Source organism: Enterococcus plantarum (genome assembly GCF_001730295.1).
Taxonomy (GTDB): domain Bacteria; phylum Bacillota; class Bacilli; order Lactobacillales; family Enterococcaceae; genus Enterococcus_L; species Enterococcus_L plantarum.
Map to the genome: position 1 here is coordinate 1 of NZ_MIKA01000011.1, position 17,314 is coordinate 17,314.

Consider the following 17,314-nt stretch of genomic DNA (forward strand, 5'->3'; position numbering starts at 1 on the left):
TACTACCTTTAAAAAAGTTCAAACGGGCATTAAAAATGCGTTGAATTTGCCTTATTCCAACGGACCATTAGAATGCTTGAATAACCATATAAAAGTATTAAAGAGAAACGCCTATGGCTTCCGTAACTTCTATAATTTTAAATTGAGAATTACTTTATGCTTTGGCACTGTTCTTTTTCAATCAAATAGAAAAACCTAGAGGAATTTCCCTCTAGGCTTCATTAGTGATTTAATTCTTTGGATTTCTTCACCAACATTAGTTGACAAAGAGCCCTTTTAACAATCAATCACTATTACATTACACCAAGATTTTTGAAGTAGAAATCTTCGATTCTTCTAAATGCACCTGGCTCCACTCGTTCAAGTGCAGTACCAATCTCATCTAGCGCATCTTGATATCTGTATTCTTTTGAGAATAGTTCTAAACTATTTTCCATTGCTACACGAATTGCTTCATGTGTATGACGATAACGATTCGCATATTGCATCATTTGTTCCGTCAATGCAGCGGAGTTGATTAAATCATTAGTTTTCTTATCCAGTAATTCTAAATCTTCATTACACAAATCAGAAAGTTTTTTGATTTCTTCCATATTGATACGGATTCGATTCAAGGCTTTGCTCAATTCTTCGATGCGATCTGTAGCTACAAAGAAAAACTCTAAGTAATCAGCCGGTAATCCCGGTAAACGTTGTTTCTCAACATGGCGTTTGATATTGCGTAGTCGGAAATCATACTGATCAACTTTTTCTTGGGCAACTTTTTCGCCTTTGCGTAATTCTTTTAAGGAATCATCGATTTCAACTTGTTGATTTTCAATGTCATCTAATATCTTGTAGCAATCTTTAAAGAATGCTTGAACTTCAGAATAAGGAATCGTGTGTTCGTTCATTTTTGGTTCGAAATCTTCATAACGACGAATCAATTCTTCGATCTCTGTTTGGAAACCTCTTGAACGTCCTAACTCATTATGATTCAATGTGTAACTTTGAGAGGTGTGATCTAATTCAATCATCAACTGACGGTTATTTTTCAGTGCATGGGCAATATAGTCACCCACTACTTTATGGTTCGTCATCACATATTTCTTAGCATTGATCTCACGTTCCATGATTTCATATAATGCATCGATTGCATTCGCTGTATCACGATTGGCTACTTCTACTGCATCAACTTCCGTCTTCTCTAAATCAACGGTTGAATTTTTAACGCGTTTTTGAACACGTCTTAATTCGTCTTCGAAATTCTTTTCAGGGAATACATAGTGATCTGCAAGCAGACGTTTGTATCCTTCTTCGATCTCTTTTAGTTGATCTGGGAAGGTCCGATTCAATTCATCATAAAGTGGCGGAATGCGTTTCATTACGTCATCTAATTCATAAGTATGACGTTCAGCGTTTTCCAATACTTCACGCGCTTCAATTGGGTCACCAGAAGTATTTAATGTGACAAACTGAGTAAATTCGATTTCGATATTTTTGATTTGTTTTTGTAATTCAGGATAAGCAGAACCAAATTCTGCTTTTTCGTCATGAAGTAATTTGCTGATTTCTTCGTAGACGTCTAAAGCTTTTTGCACTTCAAGTGAATTACGTTCTTCACTCTCGCGTAGTTCTTTCAAACCATTACGGATGATCTCAACTTCTGATTCCATCTCTGTCATCGTCTGCTCTGCTTCAGCGACTGCTTTTTTCGCTTTCATAAAACGGAAGGTTTCATTTAAATTTTCGACTTCAAAAATCTGACTTTCTAGCTCTGCAAAAGAACGAGTAGAAATCTCAGTCCAACGTTGATTCCATTCTCTAAACGTGTTCTGACTTTGACCGACCATGTGCATCTTTTTGACATCATCGACCTCTTCAATCACTGGCAAGTCGAACAGCTCTTCTTTCCTCTTTTCCAGATCATCGAGTTTCATTTGATTTTTCTTTCTCATAAAATAACCAACTAAATACAAAACTGCTGCGATGATTATTATAGCTAAAACTACGATAATGATCAGATTATTCTTCATTCATGGTTCCTCCGTTTATTTATCCATATATGATTATACAACTGCTAATAAATAACAAAATCACTTCTATCTGCAATTGTATCAGTCTCTTATCTACATAAAATTCTTAAAAACACCTACAGAAAATTATACCACAATCCACTCTATCAAGCACTAGTTAATTGTAATTTCTTAATAATTGTTTTGAGTTTGTACTATTGTACCCTTTCTATCCTCATTATTAATAAGTTTAACCGATATCTTCCACATCTTGCAACTTTTTACACAACTCACTTAAGGTATCTAATTGTGCGTCAGCTAACTGCTGATTCATGCCAAAACGGTTATCTTGAATGGCCCAGACTGTCATTCCTGCATCGTGTGCCGACCGTATTCCTTTTTCAGAATCTTCAAGAGCAAGACAACTTTCAGGATCAATCCCTAATTCGGTAGCAGTATATAGATAAATTTCAGGGTCGGGCTTACTTTTTTTAAATTGGGTTCCACTGACGATCACGTCAAAGTAACTAGCCAATTGTCCAGCTTTCAAAACATCTTGAATCGCATCCATCATTGAGGACGAAGCCAAACCGATTTTGTAGCCTTTTCTTTTAAGAAATTGTAATACTCGTTTTGCATCTGGGTCGATCATATACCCGTAATCAATGGGGTGTTCGATTTTATAGTGTAAATATTTTTCATTCAGGAAATTTTTGTCATACGTTGTATCATTTACTTTTAGAATCGTATCCCATAGACTTCGCATATCTGCTCCAACAAATTCAGGAATTGGTATTTGCTCAATGGATAGATCGTATTCTTTGAGAAAGGCTTTTCTACGTTGGTAGTAGAATTCTTCACTATCGACCAATACGCCGTCCATATCGAAAATAATTCCTTCATATCTTTGTATCATTATTGGTGCTCCTTTTTTGCTATTCTTATTCAGCTCTATCAGTCTAACAAAAGTTTGAAAAAAAATGAAGAAATTTGTTGAAAAACAACGGAAAAGATTAATTAATTGTCTATTTTACGGTTGCTTTTCGAAGGATATTTCGGTATTCTTTTACTATTATAATGAAAAATCTATTAAAATTAGGAGTGAAAAAAGTGAAAGTCACAAAATTTGGGGGAAGCTCGCTTGCTTCTGCAACACAATTAGAGAAAGTTTTACACATCGTAAAAGAAGACGTTTCACGAAAGTTCATCGTTGTTTCAGCTCCTGGTAAGCGTTCTTCTGAAGACATCAAAGTAACAGATATGCTTATTTCTTATTATCAAGCGTACGTCAATAATGAAAATACTACTGAAATCGTCGCTAAAATCGTTGCCCGTTATGAGGCAATTTTAGATGAACTAACCCTTACTAAAGATGTTTTAACTGATATTCAACATGCAATCCAACATTTAGCGACTTTGGAAAAAGAACATAACCCTCATCTTTTAGATGCTTTTTTAGCCAGTGGAGAGGACAATAATGCTAAATTAGTGGCTGCATTTTTCCAACAACGAGGCTTGAATGCTCGTTACACAAATCCTTTAGATCTTGGAATCATCGTTTCAGATGAACCTGGAAATGCTCGGATTTTGCCATCTTCTCTAAACAAGATCTACCAGTTCGCTACGACTGAAGAAATTTTAGTGATTCCTGGCTTTTTTGGTTTTACAGAAACTGGTGACATTTGTACATTTTCTAGGGGAGGATCAGATATATCAGGATCGATTGTTGCAGCAGGTGTAAAAGCTGATATTTACGAAAACTTTACGGATGTCGACGGTATTTTTGTTGCACATCCGGGGATTATTCACGAGCCAAAAACAATCAAAGAACTGACTTATAGAGAAATGCGCGAATTAGCGTATGCTGGATTTGCCGTCTTACATGATGAAGCGTTGATGCCGGCTTATCGGGCCAATATTCCGGTAGTCATCAAAAATACGAATAATCCTGAACACCCTGGCACATTGATCACGACTTCTAGAACGGTCAAACACGATCCAGTTGTGGGAATTGCCAGCGACCAAGGTTTTGCTAGTATCTACATCAGCAAGTATTTAATGAATAGAGAATTAGGTTTCGGTCGCCGCTTGCTTCAGATTCTTGAAGAATTAGGGCTGAGCTATGAACATATGCCTTCTGGAATCGATGATATTTCCATCATTTTAAGAGAAGGTCAATTGACAATTGAAATAGAAAAAGAATTAATGACACGCTTAGAACAAGAACTTGAGCCTGATGAGTTGCGGATCACGCATGGTTTGTCGATGTTGATGGTTGTTGGAGAAGGAATGCGCCAACGAATCGGGGTCATGGCTGACAGCACAGCCGCTTTAGCTTTTAATAAAATCAACTTAGAAATGATCAACCAAGGTTCCTCCGAGGTCAGCATTATGTTTGGTATTCGTGAGGATCAAGAGCAAAAAGCGATTCAGGCTTTATATCAAACATTTTTTAAATCATAACTAATAATGAGATTGGGACAGAAGAATTTCATTCCGAGAACCAAGTAGGTACTGTGTACATCAACTCGTCCTCGTTGTGTTTTACCGCAACAAGAAGGAATTTACGAAAATTGCCTCTTTTTACAGTAATCCTGTAAAAAGAGGACAATTGGGAACTACTTGATGCGCTTTAAATTTTTGTGAATTGCCGCTTTGCTTTTGCTCCCACCATTCATCTGGCTTCCTTATAGGGTGGGGTGTGACTCGTAGAGTCATGCCCCACCTCTGTTTCATTTAGTCCTCCGAAGCTTTACATTGACGTTCCAATTCTGCTTTAATTTTAGGTTCTGGCGCAAAATCAGCTTCCCAATTGTCAGGCTTCAATACCTTATGGGTCACTGGATGATAACGCGGAGTGCCATCTGGAAACAGCTTCCCCATATTTGCTTCATGAACAATAGAAAATAGTTCAGTAGGATCTACCCCTAGCAAAGAGAATGATCCATAAGTAAAATACAACAAATCAATCAATGCATCTACTTGCTCAACTAAAGGATCGGTCACTTCTTTTTCCTTATTGAGTACCTTTTTTTCTGCCTGATCGACAGCTACTTTCAGCTGACTTACTAATTCTTTAAAGACTGCTGGATCATTATTCGCTGCCCCGTATAGAAATTCAACTAATTCTTCGGCTTTAAAGCCAGCTCTATCTGATGCTTGTTTGGCAGAAAAGTGTGTTGGAATTTTAGGTTTTCTATTATCAAATCTTTCGTGAAACAGTTCAGTTTTTTCAAATGGGTTATCGATTTTCATTGGGTTCCTCCTAAACTTAAAAGCGGAATGGATTCTTGTAGATCCGCCTGAAAAATAGAAAGCACTGACTGAAATGCTTTTTGCCTCGCTCAATTTTTTCCTTTTTTTCAGCCGGAGCTAGCGGATCCATTTCGGCTCAAATAGAAAACAAGAAAACTTACCTGTGTCGTTTCTTGTCTCTTTAAATTTTAGCTCATTCACGTAGCTAAACAATCACCCCATAATGTAATAAGGCTTGATAAATTCCGTCCTCTTCATTTGTACCGGTCACGTATTGTGCCACTCTTTTAACTTCCACTTCGGCATTGCCCATTGCAATACCAAGTCCCACACCTTCCAACATCTCTAAATCATTCCAACTATCACCAAATGCCATTACTTCCTCTAATTCAATATCAAACTGTTTAACACATTGTTGAATCCCAGCTAACTTTGAACCACCTGCTGGAATAATGTCTACCGTAAATGAGTTAGAGCGTGTGATATGACTATCCAACAGCTGTTCTTTTAACATTGTCTCCTCTGATTTCGGGCTTAAAAGCACACACTGATAAATTGGTTCTTTCAATAAATCAAGATCATGATAACGCTTTGTCTTCTTATGAATTGAAAAACGGCTGGTCAGATTTTTGAAAAGTGCCACTGGAAAACGCTTTGGCAAAAAGCGTACAACTTTTTTTGCCCATTTATTTTGACCAAAACGCATCAACGAACTTCCTTCTATACTACGTCTTGAAGCAAATATAATCTGCCGATGATGATAGTCAGAAAAAGAAATAATTCGACTCAAGGCTTCATCTGAAAAAGGATCAGCCCAAATGGTGGTCTCATTTGTATAAACCAATTGACCATTGTATGTTACAAAAACATCAAAATTTAGCCCAACTATTTGCTGGCTTAAATGAACAGGGCCGCGTCCCGTTGCTATACCGCAAAGGATTCCTTGCGACTGTGCTAATGCGATCCCTCGTTTAGTTGATTCTAAGATCTTATCATTCTTATTTACTAATGTACCGTCGATATCAAAGAAAATAGCTTTTATCATAAATTCCCTTTCTTTGTTTGACTCATCCGTTTTACAATCGACTAAAACAAGCCCATTTGTTTTGGATTTAAATCTGTATATTCCAACCCAAGTGCAGCCTTCATTTCTAATAGATTCCCGGCCGCATCTCCGCCGGAATTATTATTGAAAATCACACCCACTTCTTGCGTCTCACGCGCCACTTTTTCCACAGCTTCACTCAAGTCTGCAATTTCTTCTGCATTGTATCGATACAACGTTCGTTTTTTACGCCAATCTTTGTCATTTGCCATCCAACCTGCAGCATTACGCCCATGAAAACGGAATAACGTAAATTGATCATTGGTAACATAAGGGAAAAATGGAACGGGATTTGTCGGAATCTGCGGCTCATCAACAACTACTAATGAAAATGCATTGGTTTTCATAAACGATAGTGTTTGTTTAATATATTTAGCTGTATACCATGAACCATTTCGCAACTCTATCGCAATCGGAAATCCAGCAAACCATTGTCGAATCTTTTCTAAATATTGAACATTTTCCTTCGTACAGCTAAACGTTCCCGAAAATTGAATCAAAAAAGCAAACAACTTCCCTGTTTCGATTATGGGTGCCATACTTGTTAAAAAAGCTTCAATCATTTCTTCTTCACTTTGATAGTACTGTTGCCATTCACCTTGGCAACTGATGCCACTATAGACTTTCATTACAAAGCGGAAATTCTCTGGCACTGATTTAGCCCACTCTCTAACAGAGTCTTGTTTGGGAATACCATAGTATGCCGTATCCATCTCAACTAGCGGCAGATAACCTGCATACTCATATAAAGTAGAACGTTTTTTTCCGGTTAATCTGTCATGTTCATTAAAAGAAGTCAAACCTAAGCGAATCATCGTCATTTTATCCTTTCTCTTCACAAAACTACTATTATAGACATATCGTTAAAATGATTATTCTTCACTTATTTTATACTAAAAAAGACTAAGACAAAACAAAAAGTTGTCTCAGTCAAAAAAATTAATTGCGCGAATCTTTTTCTTCGCTTTTTTTCCATTTCATGTTGGCTTCACAATAAACTTGACCCTCGATGCGGATTTCATGACGCGTCGTTTGTCCTTCATCTGTATTGAGCATGTCATAATGACTTTCTACTACCTGACCATATTCAACTTCCTTATCAAATTTGACATTGATAAAGGTCGGCTCATGTGTACTTAAGAAATCATAGCCTAATACGTCTAGCAACCAATTAAAATAAATGGCATTATTAACATGCTGATTGCCATCAATATCGAAATATCGGACACGGTAGGGTAAAAATTCACCAGCTTCCACTTTTTCGATTTTTTCACCGCGGTAAATTTTCTTGATTTTTTCACTTTCATACGGCTCGATGATTTCAGGTAATACACTACTCATTTTACGATTTTCTTTATCCATCAATACAAACGTTGACTTGATTAAAACGCATTCGTTTCCTTGTTCATCATGAATCCAAAAGTTTCGATAACAAAAGTATTTATTATACGCTATAGCTTGTGTCGTTACAGCAAGTTTTTCTCCAACTTTGGGTAATCGTGTGATATGGATTTCGTAATTGGTAATGACCCAGCCAAGACCAAACGAAGCCACAAAGTCGCTTCCTCTATCTAAGGCATCACTTTGTTCTTCAGATGTTTTGATTACAACAGCCAGCATTGACGGGATCGTCATTTTCCTTGTAATATCGCCATCATAATAAGCTACTTCATACGGGGTCGTAAATTTTTTTGCCACTGGATCTCCTCCTTTTCTATACTGATATGACTCGTTAAATTATACCATAATCTACCCAACCAGTGATAAAATAAAAATCTGCAAACGATTACTCTTGCTTAATATATAGCTCAAACCCGCACAAAAAAGCTATCACATGCACTATTTAAATACATAAAAAAAACTTTTCAACACAGAAGTAAAATTCCTCCTATTTTAAAAAGTTTTTCAGTCCTACCTATTTGTAAAAGAACAACCTTTAATAACTAATTTTTCCACTCTATACGTGACCTGTATTACCATAGCCAAATACTTCTCCTAAGACTTCAGAAAGCACTTCCATCTTTATCCCTCCAAAAAAAATTAGTTGATTCCAAAAGAATAATACCATACTATTATATAAACTAGTATTATAATGCATAAACATAGAGGGGAAAAATATGAGAATCAAAGGAGATATCATTCGCACAGTCAGAAAACAGAAGAAATTATCGCAAGTAACTTTGGCCGCTGGAATTTGTACACAAGGAACGGTTAGTAACATTGAAAATAAAAATGTTTGCGATAGCTTGGAAATCCTTGATGCAATCTGCAAAAGATTAAACCTCAGTCTCGAAAGCGTATTAGATGATAATGATGAAAAAAAGCTCACTTCCTTATTGAATCGCGTAGAAGACTTGTGTAATACTTTTAAACATAAAGAAGCTCATTTACTTTTAAAATCTACCTCAATCGATGTTTCTGATTTTCAAAATAGAGAATTAGAAGTTCGTTGGTTTTACTTTATGGGTATCACAAACTTGTTGGGCTATAACAATACAACGGATAGCTTGTTTTATTTTTACAGAGCTGATGAACTTGGTGACTCAAATTCGATATATGCAATCCTATCTGTCAATAGTTTAGGAATTGTATATGAGATGGTCAATGAATTGGATAAAGCACAAGTTTATTATGAGAAATCAATCGATATGCTGAACAAAATGACGGTTAAAATGCCCATTGAAGCAACTAAAATTTTCTTCAATACAGCTAAATTCTATTCATTAATCAAGAATTATGAGACAGCTTTTACGTTGGCTACTGAAGGAATGGCCTTGAACAGATCCTATCAATCATTATATATGTTAGATCTTTTAACGTACGAAGCTGCTTTTAATGATTTCATGAAATCCCCTGATTTAAAAGAACCCGATTTTAGCCACGCTAAAGTTTTTGCTACTTTTAATGATAATCAAAATTTACTCGATGTGATAGAGAATGATGAAAAAATATTAACTCGTTAAATTGATCACAATTACAACCCGCAAGTTTAGAGTACAGGTTCTATCTGTACTCTAAACTTGCGGGTTTCAATTTTTTGTTTAAAAAAAGATAATTACGTTCTACTCATGCTATTTTTTGCAAAACATCATTATTTTATAACCGAAAAAATATAATCTTATTATTTGAATAATATAAAACGTCATGTTACATTATCTATTGTAAGCGCTATAAAAAATACTTTTAGGAGGAATCACAATGAAAAAAACAATGCTCAAAGCTGTTTTAACACTTGGATTATTGGCAGGAGGTTTATCTCTTTCAACCACTGTCACACATGCTCATGGATATGTTTCATCCCCAGGGAGTCGTGCATACTTCGGTAGTACTCAAGGTGGAAAAATCAATAAAAATGTTGGTCGTGCTGAATGGGAACCTCAAAGCATTGAAGCAACTAAAAATACGTTCACTCCTGGAAAATTGGCTAGTGCAGGCGTTAGCGGGTTTGAACCACTAGATGTTCAGACAATGGACCGCTGGTATAAATCTGATATTTCAACTGGTCCTCTTGCAATCAATTGGACTTTAACTGCTCGTCACAGAACGTCTACATGGGATTATTACATGACGAAACAAGGTTGGAACCCAAATCAACCATTAGATATCAAAAACTTTGATTTAATTGGCCAAGTCGATGACAAAGGGACTATTCCTGAAGCATCTGTGAAACATACGGTTACCGTGCCAAGTGACCGCAAAGGGTATCACGTCATTTATGCGGTTTGGAATGTTTTTGATACTACAAATGCTTTTTATCAAGCCATTGATGTTAACGTTAAATAATCAATCAAGGAAACCAAAGGAGCCATGCACATGAAAATCAAACAACTTATTCCAGCCTTTCTAATAGTTTCAGGTATTGGTATTGCTAGTTTGTCTACTGCAACACCTACTATGGCTGCAGATTCTGCTAGTGAAATGGTCAGTATAACAAATAAAAAAGTCCTTGTCGGCTATTGGCATAACTGGGCTTCTAAAGGTAGTGATGGCTACAAACAAGGAACCTCCGCAACGATTTCGTTAGCCGAAGTGAATAAAGCCTATAATGTAGTACCCGTCTCATTTATGAAGAGTGATGGCGTCAGCCGCATTCCAACCTTCGCTCCATACAATAAAACAGATGCTGCATTTAGACAAGAAATTGGAACACTCAACAGTCAAGGTCGTGCCGTTTTACTTGCCCTTGGCGGTGCAGATGCTCATATTCAATTAAAAACAGGAGATGAACAGGCCTTTGCTAATGAGATTATTCGTCAAGTTGAAACATATGGTTTTGATGGCCTAGATATCGATTTAGAACAATCAGCAATTACAGCTGGGGACAATCAAACTGTTATCCCGACAGCGCTAAAAAAAGTCAAAGATCACTATAGAGCGCAAGGAAAAAATTTCATCATCACAATGGCACCAGAATTTCCTTACCTAAAACCAGGTGCTGCTTATGAAAAATACATTACTTCTTTAGATGGTTATTATGACTATATTGCACCTCAGTTATACAATCAAGGCGGAGACGGTGTTTGGGTAGATGAAATCAATAAATGGATTCCACAAAGCAATGATGCTTTGAAATATGAGTTCCTTTATTATATGTCTGACTCTATGATCCATGGCACGCGAACCTTCTTGAAAATTCCAAATGACAAACTTGTTTTAGGACTTCCTGCAAATGTTGACGGTGCCGGCAGTGGCTATGTGATCGATCCAACAGCTGTCTATAAAGCACTCGATCAATTAGCGAAAGATGGCAATCCGATCAAGGGGTTAATGACCTGGTCTGCCAATTGGGATGTTGGCACAAACGTAAATGGTGGATCTTATAATAATGAATTTGCGACACGATATGCTCGAATTTTACAATAAGTAATAATAGAAGAGACTGGCTAAAACTCAACGAGTTATTTTCAGTCTCTTCTTTCTACTATTTATTTTTCTCCACTACTAACTAATACTTTATCACTTACTGATAGATCCGTTATCTTCTTCGTTCGATAAATCCCTTCTTTTCTTAGATGGTGGTAAATCGTCGAAGTAGAAATACCACAGCGTTTCGCTATTTCTTCTGTTGACAGGTCTGTATTATGATATAACTTGAGTGCTTCTTTAACTTGATTAACAAGTGGTGGTCGGCCTAAAATTACGCCATTTTTCTTAGCGGCACTTAAGCCCGCTAAGACACGTTCACGAATCAATTCAGCTTCCATTTCAGCGAATGCCCCCATGATCGTAAAAAAGAACCGTCCCATTGGGGTTGAGGTATCGATGTTATTTTCAATACTGACAAAATGAATGTTTCTTCGATCGAATTCTTCTAATAACCCTAAAAGTTGCTTGGTTCCTCTAGCTAAACGATCGAGTTTAAAAATCACAAACGTATCGCCTGGCTTCAAAATCGTCAATGCTTTATTCAACTCATTACGAAAACTTTTCCGTCCACTTTCATATTCTTTGAAAATTCTATCGACACCATACTCTTTCAGTGCCTGTTGTTGCGAATCAAATTTTTGATAATGTGTACTTACACGCATATAGCCAATAACTGCCATTTATTCTCCCCCTTATTCACTTTATCTTCCAACCGTTACTTTTTTAGATAGTACTTGTTGGTTCAAAATAGATCGAGTGATAATGACCTCCCAAAGCCAATAACTCTTGATGCGTTCCTTCTTCTACGATTCTCCCTTGATCCATTACCAAAATCCTGTCGAAATGTTTGATTGTATTCAAACGATGGGCCACGACAATACACGTAAAATCATAGGTCTTCAAACGGTTCATAATAAAGTTTTCTGAAATATTGTCTAATGAACTAGTTGGTTCATCCATCAGTAATAAACTAGTTTCTTTTACTAATGCACGCGCAATAGAAATGCGCTGCATTTGACCACCGGATAAATTCATCCCGCCTTCTGAAATTTGTGTTTCCAGTCCCAACGGTAAATTCATGATAATTTCATCAACTCTTGAATCAAAAATGGCTTGTTCTACTCGTTCTCTCTTTGCTTCTTCCTGATTCAACACAATATTCTCATATAGAGAAGCATTAAAAATCGTCGGTTTTTGATTCACAATACTAATACAATTTTTTAAGGACACATCGTCAACCTGTTTTAGATCGATATCATTGAATTTGATTTGTCCTGAAGAGGTATCATATAATCCAGCCAATAGTTTTAATAATGTGCTTTTCCCTGAACCACTTTTACCAACGATGGCAACTTTATCTCCTTGTTTAATTTGGAAGGAAACAGAATGTAGGATGTCTTCTTCAAAATAACTATATTTAAACGAAACATCTTCAACGACCACTGAATCGATGGCTGTTATTTTTTCTCCTTCAATCGCTATGCGAGGGTCGTCTTTTGCTTCTAAGATTTCATTTAACTTACCAAAGTAAGAACGCAAAAGTAAAAACTCTGTGTAAGAATCAAAAACTGTAACAATTGGTGCAATAAAAGCTCCTGATAATGCATTAAAACTAATCAGTTCTCCCAATGTCAATTGGCCTTTTGTCACTTGGAATAATCCAACGTAAATCAATACGATCGGTAAAATAAATTGAATTGAGGTTTGAATCGTTCTGACCCACGTAGAAAAGCGATTTTTCTCCGCCCGCAACATGATTTGGTTTTTGAATTCACTCCGCCATTTTGTATAAAATTGATTTTCGGAACCAGATGATTTAACAGTTTCCATACCTTCAAATAATTCTACTAAAATCCGCTGTACTTTAGATTGAGCAATCAATTCTTTATTGGTAATGCTTTGGACTCGTTTAGAGTTAACAACTGAAATTGCGCCCATCATAAAAGCACCAAAAATAGCGATCAACGTTAAATTTAAAGATAAATTAATCATTAAAATCAGATAGACGAAAACAAATAGAAAATCAACTGAAATCGTCAGCATCCGTTGACTCATGATTTGCTGAATAATTACACTAAGATTAGCACGAAAAATCAAATCTCCAGTTGATCGATTAACAAAAAATCTCAGTGGTAAATGAATGATTTTTTTCATAAAGGCTTTCATCAGAGTTAAATCAAACAGATTTTCTAGCACGATCAGAACTAGACCTCTAGCTACCTGCAGTAGATAATACGCAATAAAGAGAATTGCGATTGTTGTACCGATTTGAAAGATATTAGAGACTGCAATAGTAGAATTGTCGATGATTGTTTGTGTTAATCTTGGAATTGCAATTGTCACCATTTGTATCAGAAGTGTTAACGTGATAAACAGTGCGACTTTCGCTTTTTGATCATTTAAAATATCTTTTAAGATTGTCCAAGTTGCATTATTTTGCGTCTTCCGTTGTGTGCTTGTGACATCAACATCAGTTAGAATCAAGGCAATATTAGAGAAACTAGCTTGAAATTCAGAGCGCTTAATTTTTTTTCGTCCGCTTGCCGGATCCAAGATTGTTGCATCTTGCGCTGTCAATTTTTCTAATACAACATAATGGCGTTCTTCCCAGAAACAAATAGTCGGCGTTGTTTGCTCCTCTAAAATTTCTAAATCCAGTACTCGAATCGCTTTTGTTTCGATTCCGCGATCCAATAAAATCTGATTTAGATTCGTCAGCGTATTCCCACCTTTCGGCACACCGTAAAGATCACGGAGATGGCTCAGTGTGACGTTGTCATCATAGTAATTTAAAACCATCGCCGTACATGCTAGTCCGCATTCACTATGTTCACTTTGTTCAGTAAATGGTACTTTTTTTGTCACTATAATCTCTCCTTATTTCTTTGGCAATTCCAACGTTAATAGATCAGCCACCTGATTTGCATCATGAATTCGTAAAAGTTGATGCCCGATACCTGCTAATCCTGTGAATAAACCATATTTAGGGATTGTTGGTAGCCCTTCAAAAGTATACTGCTCTTCGATAATTTTATGATGCGCTTTTTTGATTTTTTCTTGTATCTGTTCTTTTTGCTTTTTTGTTGCCAGTTTTGTTTTACTGTATTCGATTAAAAATTCTATATCCCCAAAATTTCCGTGACATAAACAGTCATTTCTTTTATCCCGTTTGATTAATCGTTTCGCAGCAATTTGAATTTCTTCGGCTAAGCGAGAATCCTCGAACCCACTATTAAATAAGTCTAAGTAAGCTAAGCCTATTCCTGTAGAGCCATAACACCATAAATCATTGACCATTGGTGGGATTGATCGAATATCTAACCACCCTTTTTGAATAGGGTCAAATGTCGTTCTTTCTTTGACTAAACATTTTTTGATCAAGTATCTGATTTCAGGATCATTCTCGATTTTCAGCAAACTATTGGCCGCATGAATCACACCTGAGTAGCCATGAGCAAAACCACCTTGCGTGATTTTGTCAAGATCCAAGTCTAATAGTAACTGCTTCGCAAAGATAAAATAATTTTCATTGTCTGTTAATTGATACAGGTGAATAAACACTTTTATGATCGAAGCTGTGCCACCGTTCCAATCATACCCCTCTATTGCTTCTTTTTGGTATCTTTCTATATATTTTTTAGCAATTGCTTCGGCTGTTTTTAATAATGTCAAATTATCATTATAACAATACGAATAAAGCAACGGATAAACAGATGCAAAGGAACCGTAGAATGCTGATATACTATCCACATAATCGTCTTCAAGTTTTAAAACTAGTGCTTCAGCTAATTCATATGGCTGTCGGAATCTTGTATCTCGAGTAACATGGTATAGCTCGCTAAAATATAAGTACATTCCAGTAATACCATCATAAAAGTTTTCATTCATCACATTCACTACATAATTATCTGAAGACGTTTCTTCAATATCTTTCCATGCAATTGATTCTTTACCAAGAAAAGCTGCATCAAGTACAGCTTCTCCTACTGCAACTGCACCATCCAAAAAGTTTGCTTGCTGAATCTGTTGTTTTAACGGTACAGCTTTTTCTTGTAGATCTGTCGAATGATATCTTCCAAATGAAGTGTTTAAATAATCCAATTGCTTCTCTTCTTCTTCTTTTGAAAAGTTCTTCAAACACTGTACCTCAAGATCGATTGCTCGTTTTTGGTACATATCCTTGATGATCTCCCCTTGGCTTGCCATTAAATCTTTTGTACTTGTGGAATTGAAAAAAATTGGAACGTCATGCTGCAACATATCTCTTACTTCGTAAGGAACTGGGTTAGAATTAGAATAGCCGTGCATCCATAAGTTTTCAAATAATTTTTCACGCTCAATATAGTCGACCATACAACTAGGATGTGTCGAATAATCTAATAAGTCTCCGTAACTTTGTGTTGTTTTTATCACATTCCGAACAAGACAATCTGAAAAAATTTTATTTGCCATAAAAGCCAACGTCTCTCTATTGTTCATCGCAAATGTAGAAAATTCTTTAAATCCTTCGATGATTGTTTCGATATAGGGAACAAAATCGACTTTTTCTCCCTGAAATAAAGGAATATTTTCAGCAGCATCTGTTGTATGTTCCTGGTACTTAAATTGCATATTAACTGAATCGAAATTAATTAACTTCAATACTTTGTATGGTAATTTCTGTTCACCGCCACTAAGAGCACTTAGTTGGATTCCTTTAGTTGCACCTTCAACATCTGCTTCAGCTCGTTCCTCAAATAAATAGATTGGAACAAGACCGCTCATCACAACAGATTCGCCATTCTCTTGCATCACTTTAACAATTGCATTTTCACTATCTGGCATGGGAAAATGATTTTGAATAATTGTTTCAAGATCAATCAAAACAGGATGTTTTCCATACGCAAGAACATTTTCTAAGTGAAAATCATTTCCATTCAATAAGTAAACTAAAGCAACCGTCTGACCAAATTGACGGTAGTAGTGCCTCACTTCCTCTTCGGATAGACATTCAGAATAAACCAGACATTCTTCAAATGTGTACTCTTCTTTGACTATTTTTGTTGTTAAATAAAAATCAAAAGCGGGTTCCATCTTTTTAATTTCTTGAACAAAAGAATCGAAACGTTCGCCAATCATTAGATTTTTTGGTTTAAATACAACGTTAATATGATTACTAAAGGTCAAGATAGCTACTGATTTACCGCGATCATGCGAATCTCCTGCACCCATCTTTAATCCAGTCAAACAAATCGGGCTTTCTACTTGAAATACATCAGTCAGGTCTGTTTCACTATCAGTTAGTGCCTGTAATAATTCTCGGAAATTAACTAACTGAAACTCTATTGTCTCTGCATAAAGTCTAGTCAATACTGGATAATAATCAAAAAAAGCCACTAATTTTTTTTGATTATCAAACCGCTCTCTTAAATATTGTCTAAATCCTTCTTTTTCGTTTATCATCTCAGTAAAAGTCAATTTATCTTTTTCCACATGCAAATCGTATACAAAAGTTCGCAAGCCTATGTCCATAAATCGATTGATCACTTCACCTATATAATCATCTAATGCAGTTTTTTCAACTTGAATCGTAGGGAATTCTGCTATGATTTTATCTAATTTCGTTTCTAAATAATCAATATGCAGTCGTAATGCATACGTAAAGTTTGCCTTTTCATCATCAAAAATATCAGTTACTAATCGATCTTCTTGTGCTAAGATTTGCTTCGTTGTCTTTACCCATGAATCCTCTGATATACTCATCGTTATATATTCTTTTTCAACGGATGTTAATTCTTTTATTGCTAAATCAAACTCCTCTTCAGTCAAACGCATCGAGGCTAATATTTCTTTAAATCGTTCGTCAGTTACAGTTGTCGGACGACTACGCCACTTTTTATAATTTTCAAGTTCATTGTTAGAATAAGTCAGATGATTGTTTAAATAATAATTTTTTAAACTATCATATCGTTGTCGTATTGACGTCGCTTTTGCTAAATTTTTAAGACTCATGCCAAACTCCTTCTATCTGTTTATTTATGTATAATTACTTTAGTTAAAAACAAGTGCTAGATAAAACATCTACAAGATGTTTCACCTAGCAACTCGTCTATTT

At 35.9% G+C, this 17,314-nt stretch carries 14 protein-coding genes; 5 read left to right on the plus strand and 9 right to left on the minus strand.

The genetic code is table 11. The annotated features are described in order from the left end of the window. A partial coding sequence (locus tag BCR22_RS14890; protein ID WP_141706533.1) for a transposase occupies window positions 1–199 on the plus strand: 199 nt, incomplete at its 5' end. Between the two features lie 94 nt (window positions 200–293). On the opposite strand, the gene ezrA is transcribed toward BCR22_RS14890, so the two are convergent. Then, window positions 294–2,015 (minus strand): septation ring formation regulator EzrA, encoded by a 1,722-nt coding sequence (ezrA, locus tag BCR22_RS05220; protein WP_069653929.1) that lies wholly within the window; start codon window positions 2,013–2,015, stop codon window positions 294–296. Between the two features lie 229 nt (window positions 2,016–2,244). Then, complete coding sequence (locus BCR22_RS05225) at window positions 2,245–2,910, minus strand: HAD family hydrolase (RefSeq protein ID WP_069653930.1); 666 nt, start codon at window positions 2,908–2,910, stop codon at window positions 2,245–2,247. 194 nt (window positions 2,911–3,104) lie between these two features. On the opposite strand from BCR22_RS05225, the gene BCR22_RS05230 reads away from it, so the two are divergent. Then, on the plus strand, window positions 3,105–4,457 hold the full coding sequence (locus BCR22_RS05230) for an aspartate kinase (protein ID WP_069653931.1): 1,353 nt from the start codon (window positions 3,105–3,107) through the stop codon (window positions 4,455–4,457). 273 nt (window positions 4,458–4,730) lie between these two features. On the opposite strand, the gene BCR22_RS05235 is transcribed toward BCR22_RS05230, so the two are convergent. From BCR22_RS05235 to BCR22_RS05250, 4 genes are all read right to left on the minus strand, one after another. Next, window positions 4,731–5,249, minus strand: coding sequence for a pyrophosphohydrolase domain-containing protein (locus tag BCR22_RS05235; protein WP_069653932.1), 519 nt, complete (start codon window positions 5,247–5,249; stop codon window positions 4,731–4,733). A gap of 205 nt (window positions 5,250–5,454) precedes the next feature. Next, a complete protein-coding gene (locus tag BCR22_RS05240; protein ID WP_069653933.1) occupies window positions 5,455–6,294 on the minus strand; it encodes a Cof-type HAD-IIB family hydrolase in 840 nt (279 codons plus the stop codon). Window positions 6,295–6,335: 41 nt separating this feature from the next. Continuing rightward, window positions 6,336–7,169 carry a DUF72 domain-containing protein gene (locus BCR22_RS05245; RefSeq protein ID WP_069653987.1) on the minus strand — a complete coding sequence of 278 codons (834 nt, stop codon included), beginning with the start codon at window positions 7,167–7,169 and terminating at the stop codon, window positions 6,336–6,338. Between the two features lie 124 nt (window positions 7,170–7,293). Next, window positions 7,294–8,052, minus strand: coding sequence for an acyl-ACP thioesterase domain-containing protein (locus BCR22_RS05250; protein WP_069653934.1), 759 nt, complete (start codon window positions 8,050–8,052; stop codon window positions 7,294–7,296). A 419-nt stretch (window positions 8,053–8,471) separates the two neighbouring features. Between BCR22_RS05250 and BCR22_RS05255 the strand changes: the two genes are divergently transcribed. The 3 genes from BCR22_RS05255 (at window position 8,472) to BCR22_RS05265 (ending at window position 11,217) form a co-directional block, all read left to right on the plus strand. Beyond that, entirely contained in the window at window positions 8,472–9,317 is an 846-nt protein-coding gene (locus BCR22_RS05255; RefSeq protein ID WP_069653935.1) for a helix-turn-helix domain-containing protein, read from the plus strand. A gap of 235 nt (window positions 9,318–9,552) precedes the next feature. Next, window positions 9,553–10,137 carry a lytic polysaccharide monooxygenase gene (locus BCR22_RS05260; RefSeq protein WP_069653936.1) on the plus strand — a complete coding sequence of 195 codons (585 nt, stop codon included), beginning with the start codon at window positions 9,553–9,555 and terminating at the stop codon, window positions 10,135–10,137. Between the two features lie 30 nt (window positions 10,138–10,167). Beyond that, window positions 10,168–11,217, plus strand: coding sequence for a chitinase (locus tag BCR22_RS05265; RefSeq protein WP_069653937.1), 1,050 nt, complete (start codon window positions 10,168–10,170; stop codon window positions 11,215–11,217). Between the two features lie 62 nt (window positions 11,218–11,279). Here the strand turns inward: BCR22_RS05265 and BCR22_RS05270 are convergent, their stop codons facing one another. The 3 genes from BCR22_RS05270 to lanM are packed head-to-tail and all read right to left on the minus strand — an operon-like array spanning window position 11,280 to window position 17,211. Next, a complete protein-coding gene (locus tag BCR22_RS05270; RefSeq protein ID WP_069653938.1) occupies window positions 11,280–11,900 on the minus strand; it encodes a DUF7317 family protein in 621 nt (206 codons plus the stop codon). A 43-nt stretch (window positions 11,901–11,943) separates the two neighbouring features. Beyond that, window positions 11,944–14,085, minus strand: coding sequence for a peptidase domain-containing ABC transporter (locus BCR22_RS05275; protein WP_069653939.1), 2,142 nt, complete (start codon window positions 14,083–14,085; stop codon window positions 11,944–11,946). Between the two features lie 12 nt (window positions 14,086–14,097). Beyond that, the gene (gene lanM, locus BCR22_RS05280; RefSeq protein ID WP_069653940.1) at window positions 14,098–17,211 is read right to left on the minus strand and encodes a type 2 lanthipeptide synthetase LanM; all 3,114 of its coding nucleotides are present in this window, start codon (window positions 17,209–17,211) and stop codon (window positions 14,098–14,100) included. Window positions 17,212–17,314: the final 103 nt, after the last annotated feature.

Excerpts from the sequence above, each read along its gene's own strand:
- BCR22_RS05260 (WP_069653936.1), top strand. The coding sequence starts at position 9,553 with ATGAAAAAAACAATGCTCAAAGCTGTTTTAACACTTGGATTATTGGCA.
- BCR22_RS05255 (WP_069653935.1), top strand. The coding sequence starts at position 8,472 with ATGAGAATCAAAGGAGATATCATTCGCACAGTCAGAAAACAGAAGAAA.
- BCR22_RS05235 (WP_069653932.1), bottom strand. The coding sequence starts at position 5,249 with ATGAAAATCGATAACCCATTTGAAAAAACTGAACTGTTTCACGAAAGA.
- lanM (WP_069653940.1), bottom strand. The coding sequence starts at position 17,211 with ATGAGTCTTAAAAATTTAGCAAAAGCGACGTCAATACGACAACGATAT.
- BCR22_RS05245 (WP_069653987.1), bottom strand. The coding sequence starts at position 7,169 with ATGATTCGCTTAGGTTTGACTTCTTTTAATGAACATGACAGATTAACC.
- BCR22_RS05270 (WP_069653938.1), bottom strand. The coding sequence starts at position 11,900 with ATGGCAGTTATTGGCTATATGCGTGTAAGTACACATTATCAAAAATTT.
- ezrA (WP_069653929.1), bottom strand. The coding sequence starts at position 2,015 with ATGAAGAATAATCTGATCATTATCGTAGTTTTAGCTATAATAATCATC.
- BCR22_RS05240 (WP_069653933.1), bottom strand. The coding sequence starts at position 6,294 with ATGATAAAAGCTATTTTCTTTGATATCGACGGTACATTAGTAAATAAG.
- BCR22_RS05265 (WP_069653937.1), top strand. The coding sequence starts at position 10,168 with ATGAAAATCAAACAACTTATTCCAGCCTTTCTAATAGTTTCAGGTATT.
- BCR22_RS05225 (WP_069653930.1), bottom strand. The coding sequence starts at position 2,910 with ATGATACAAAGATATGAAGGAATTATTTTCGATATGGACGGCGTATTG.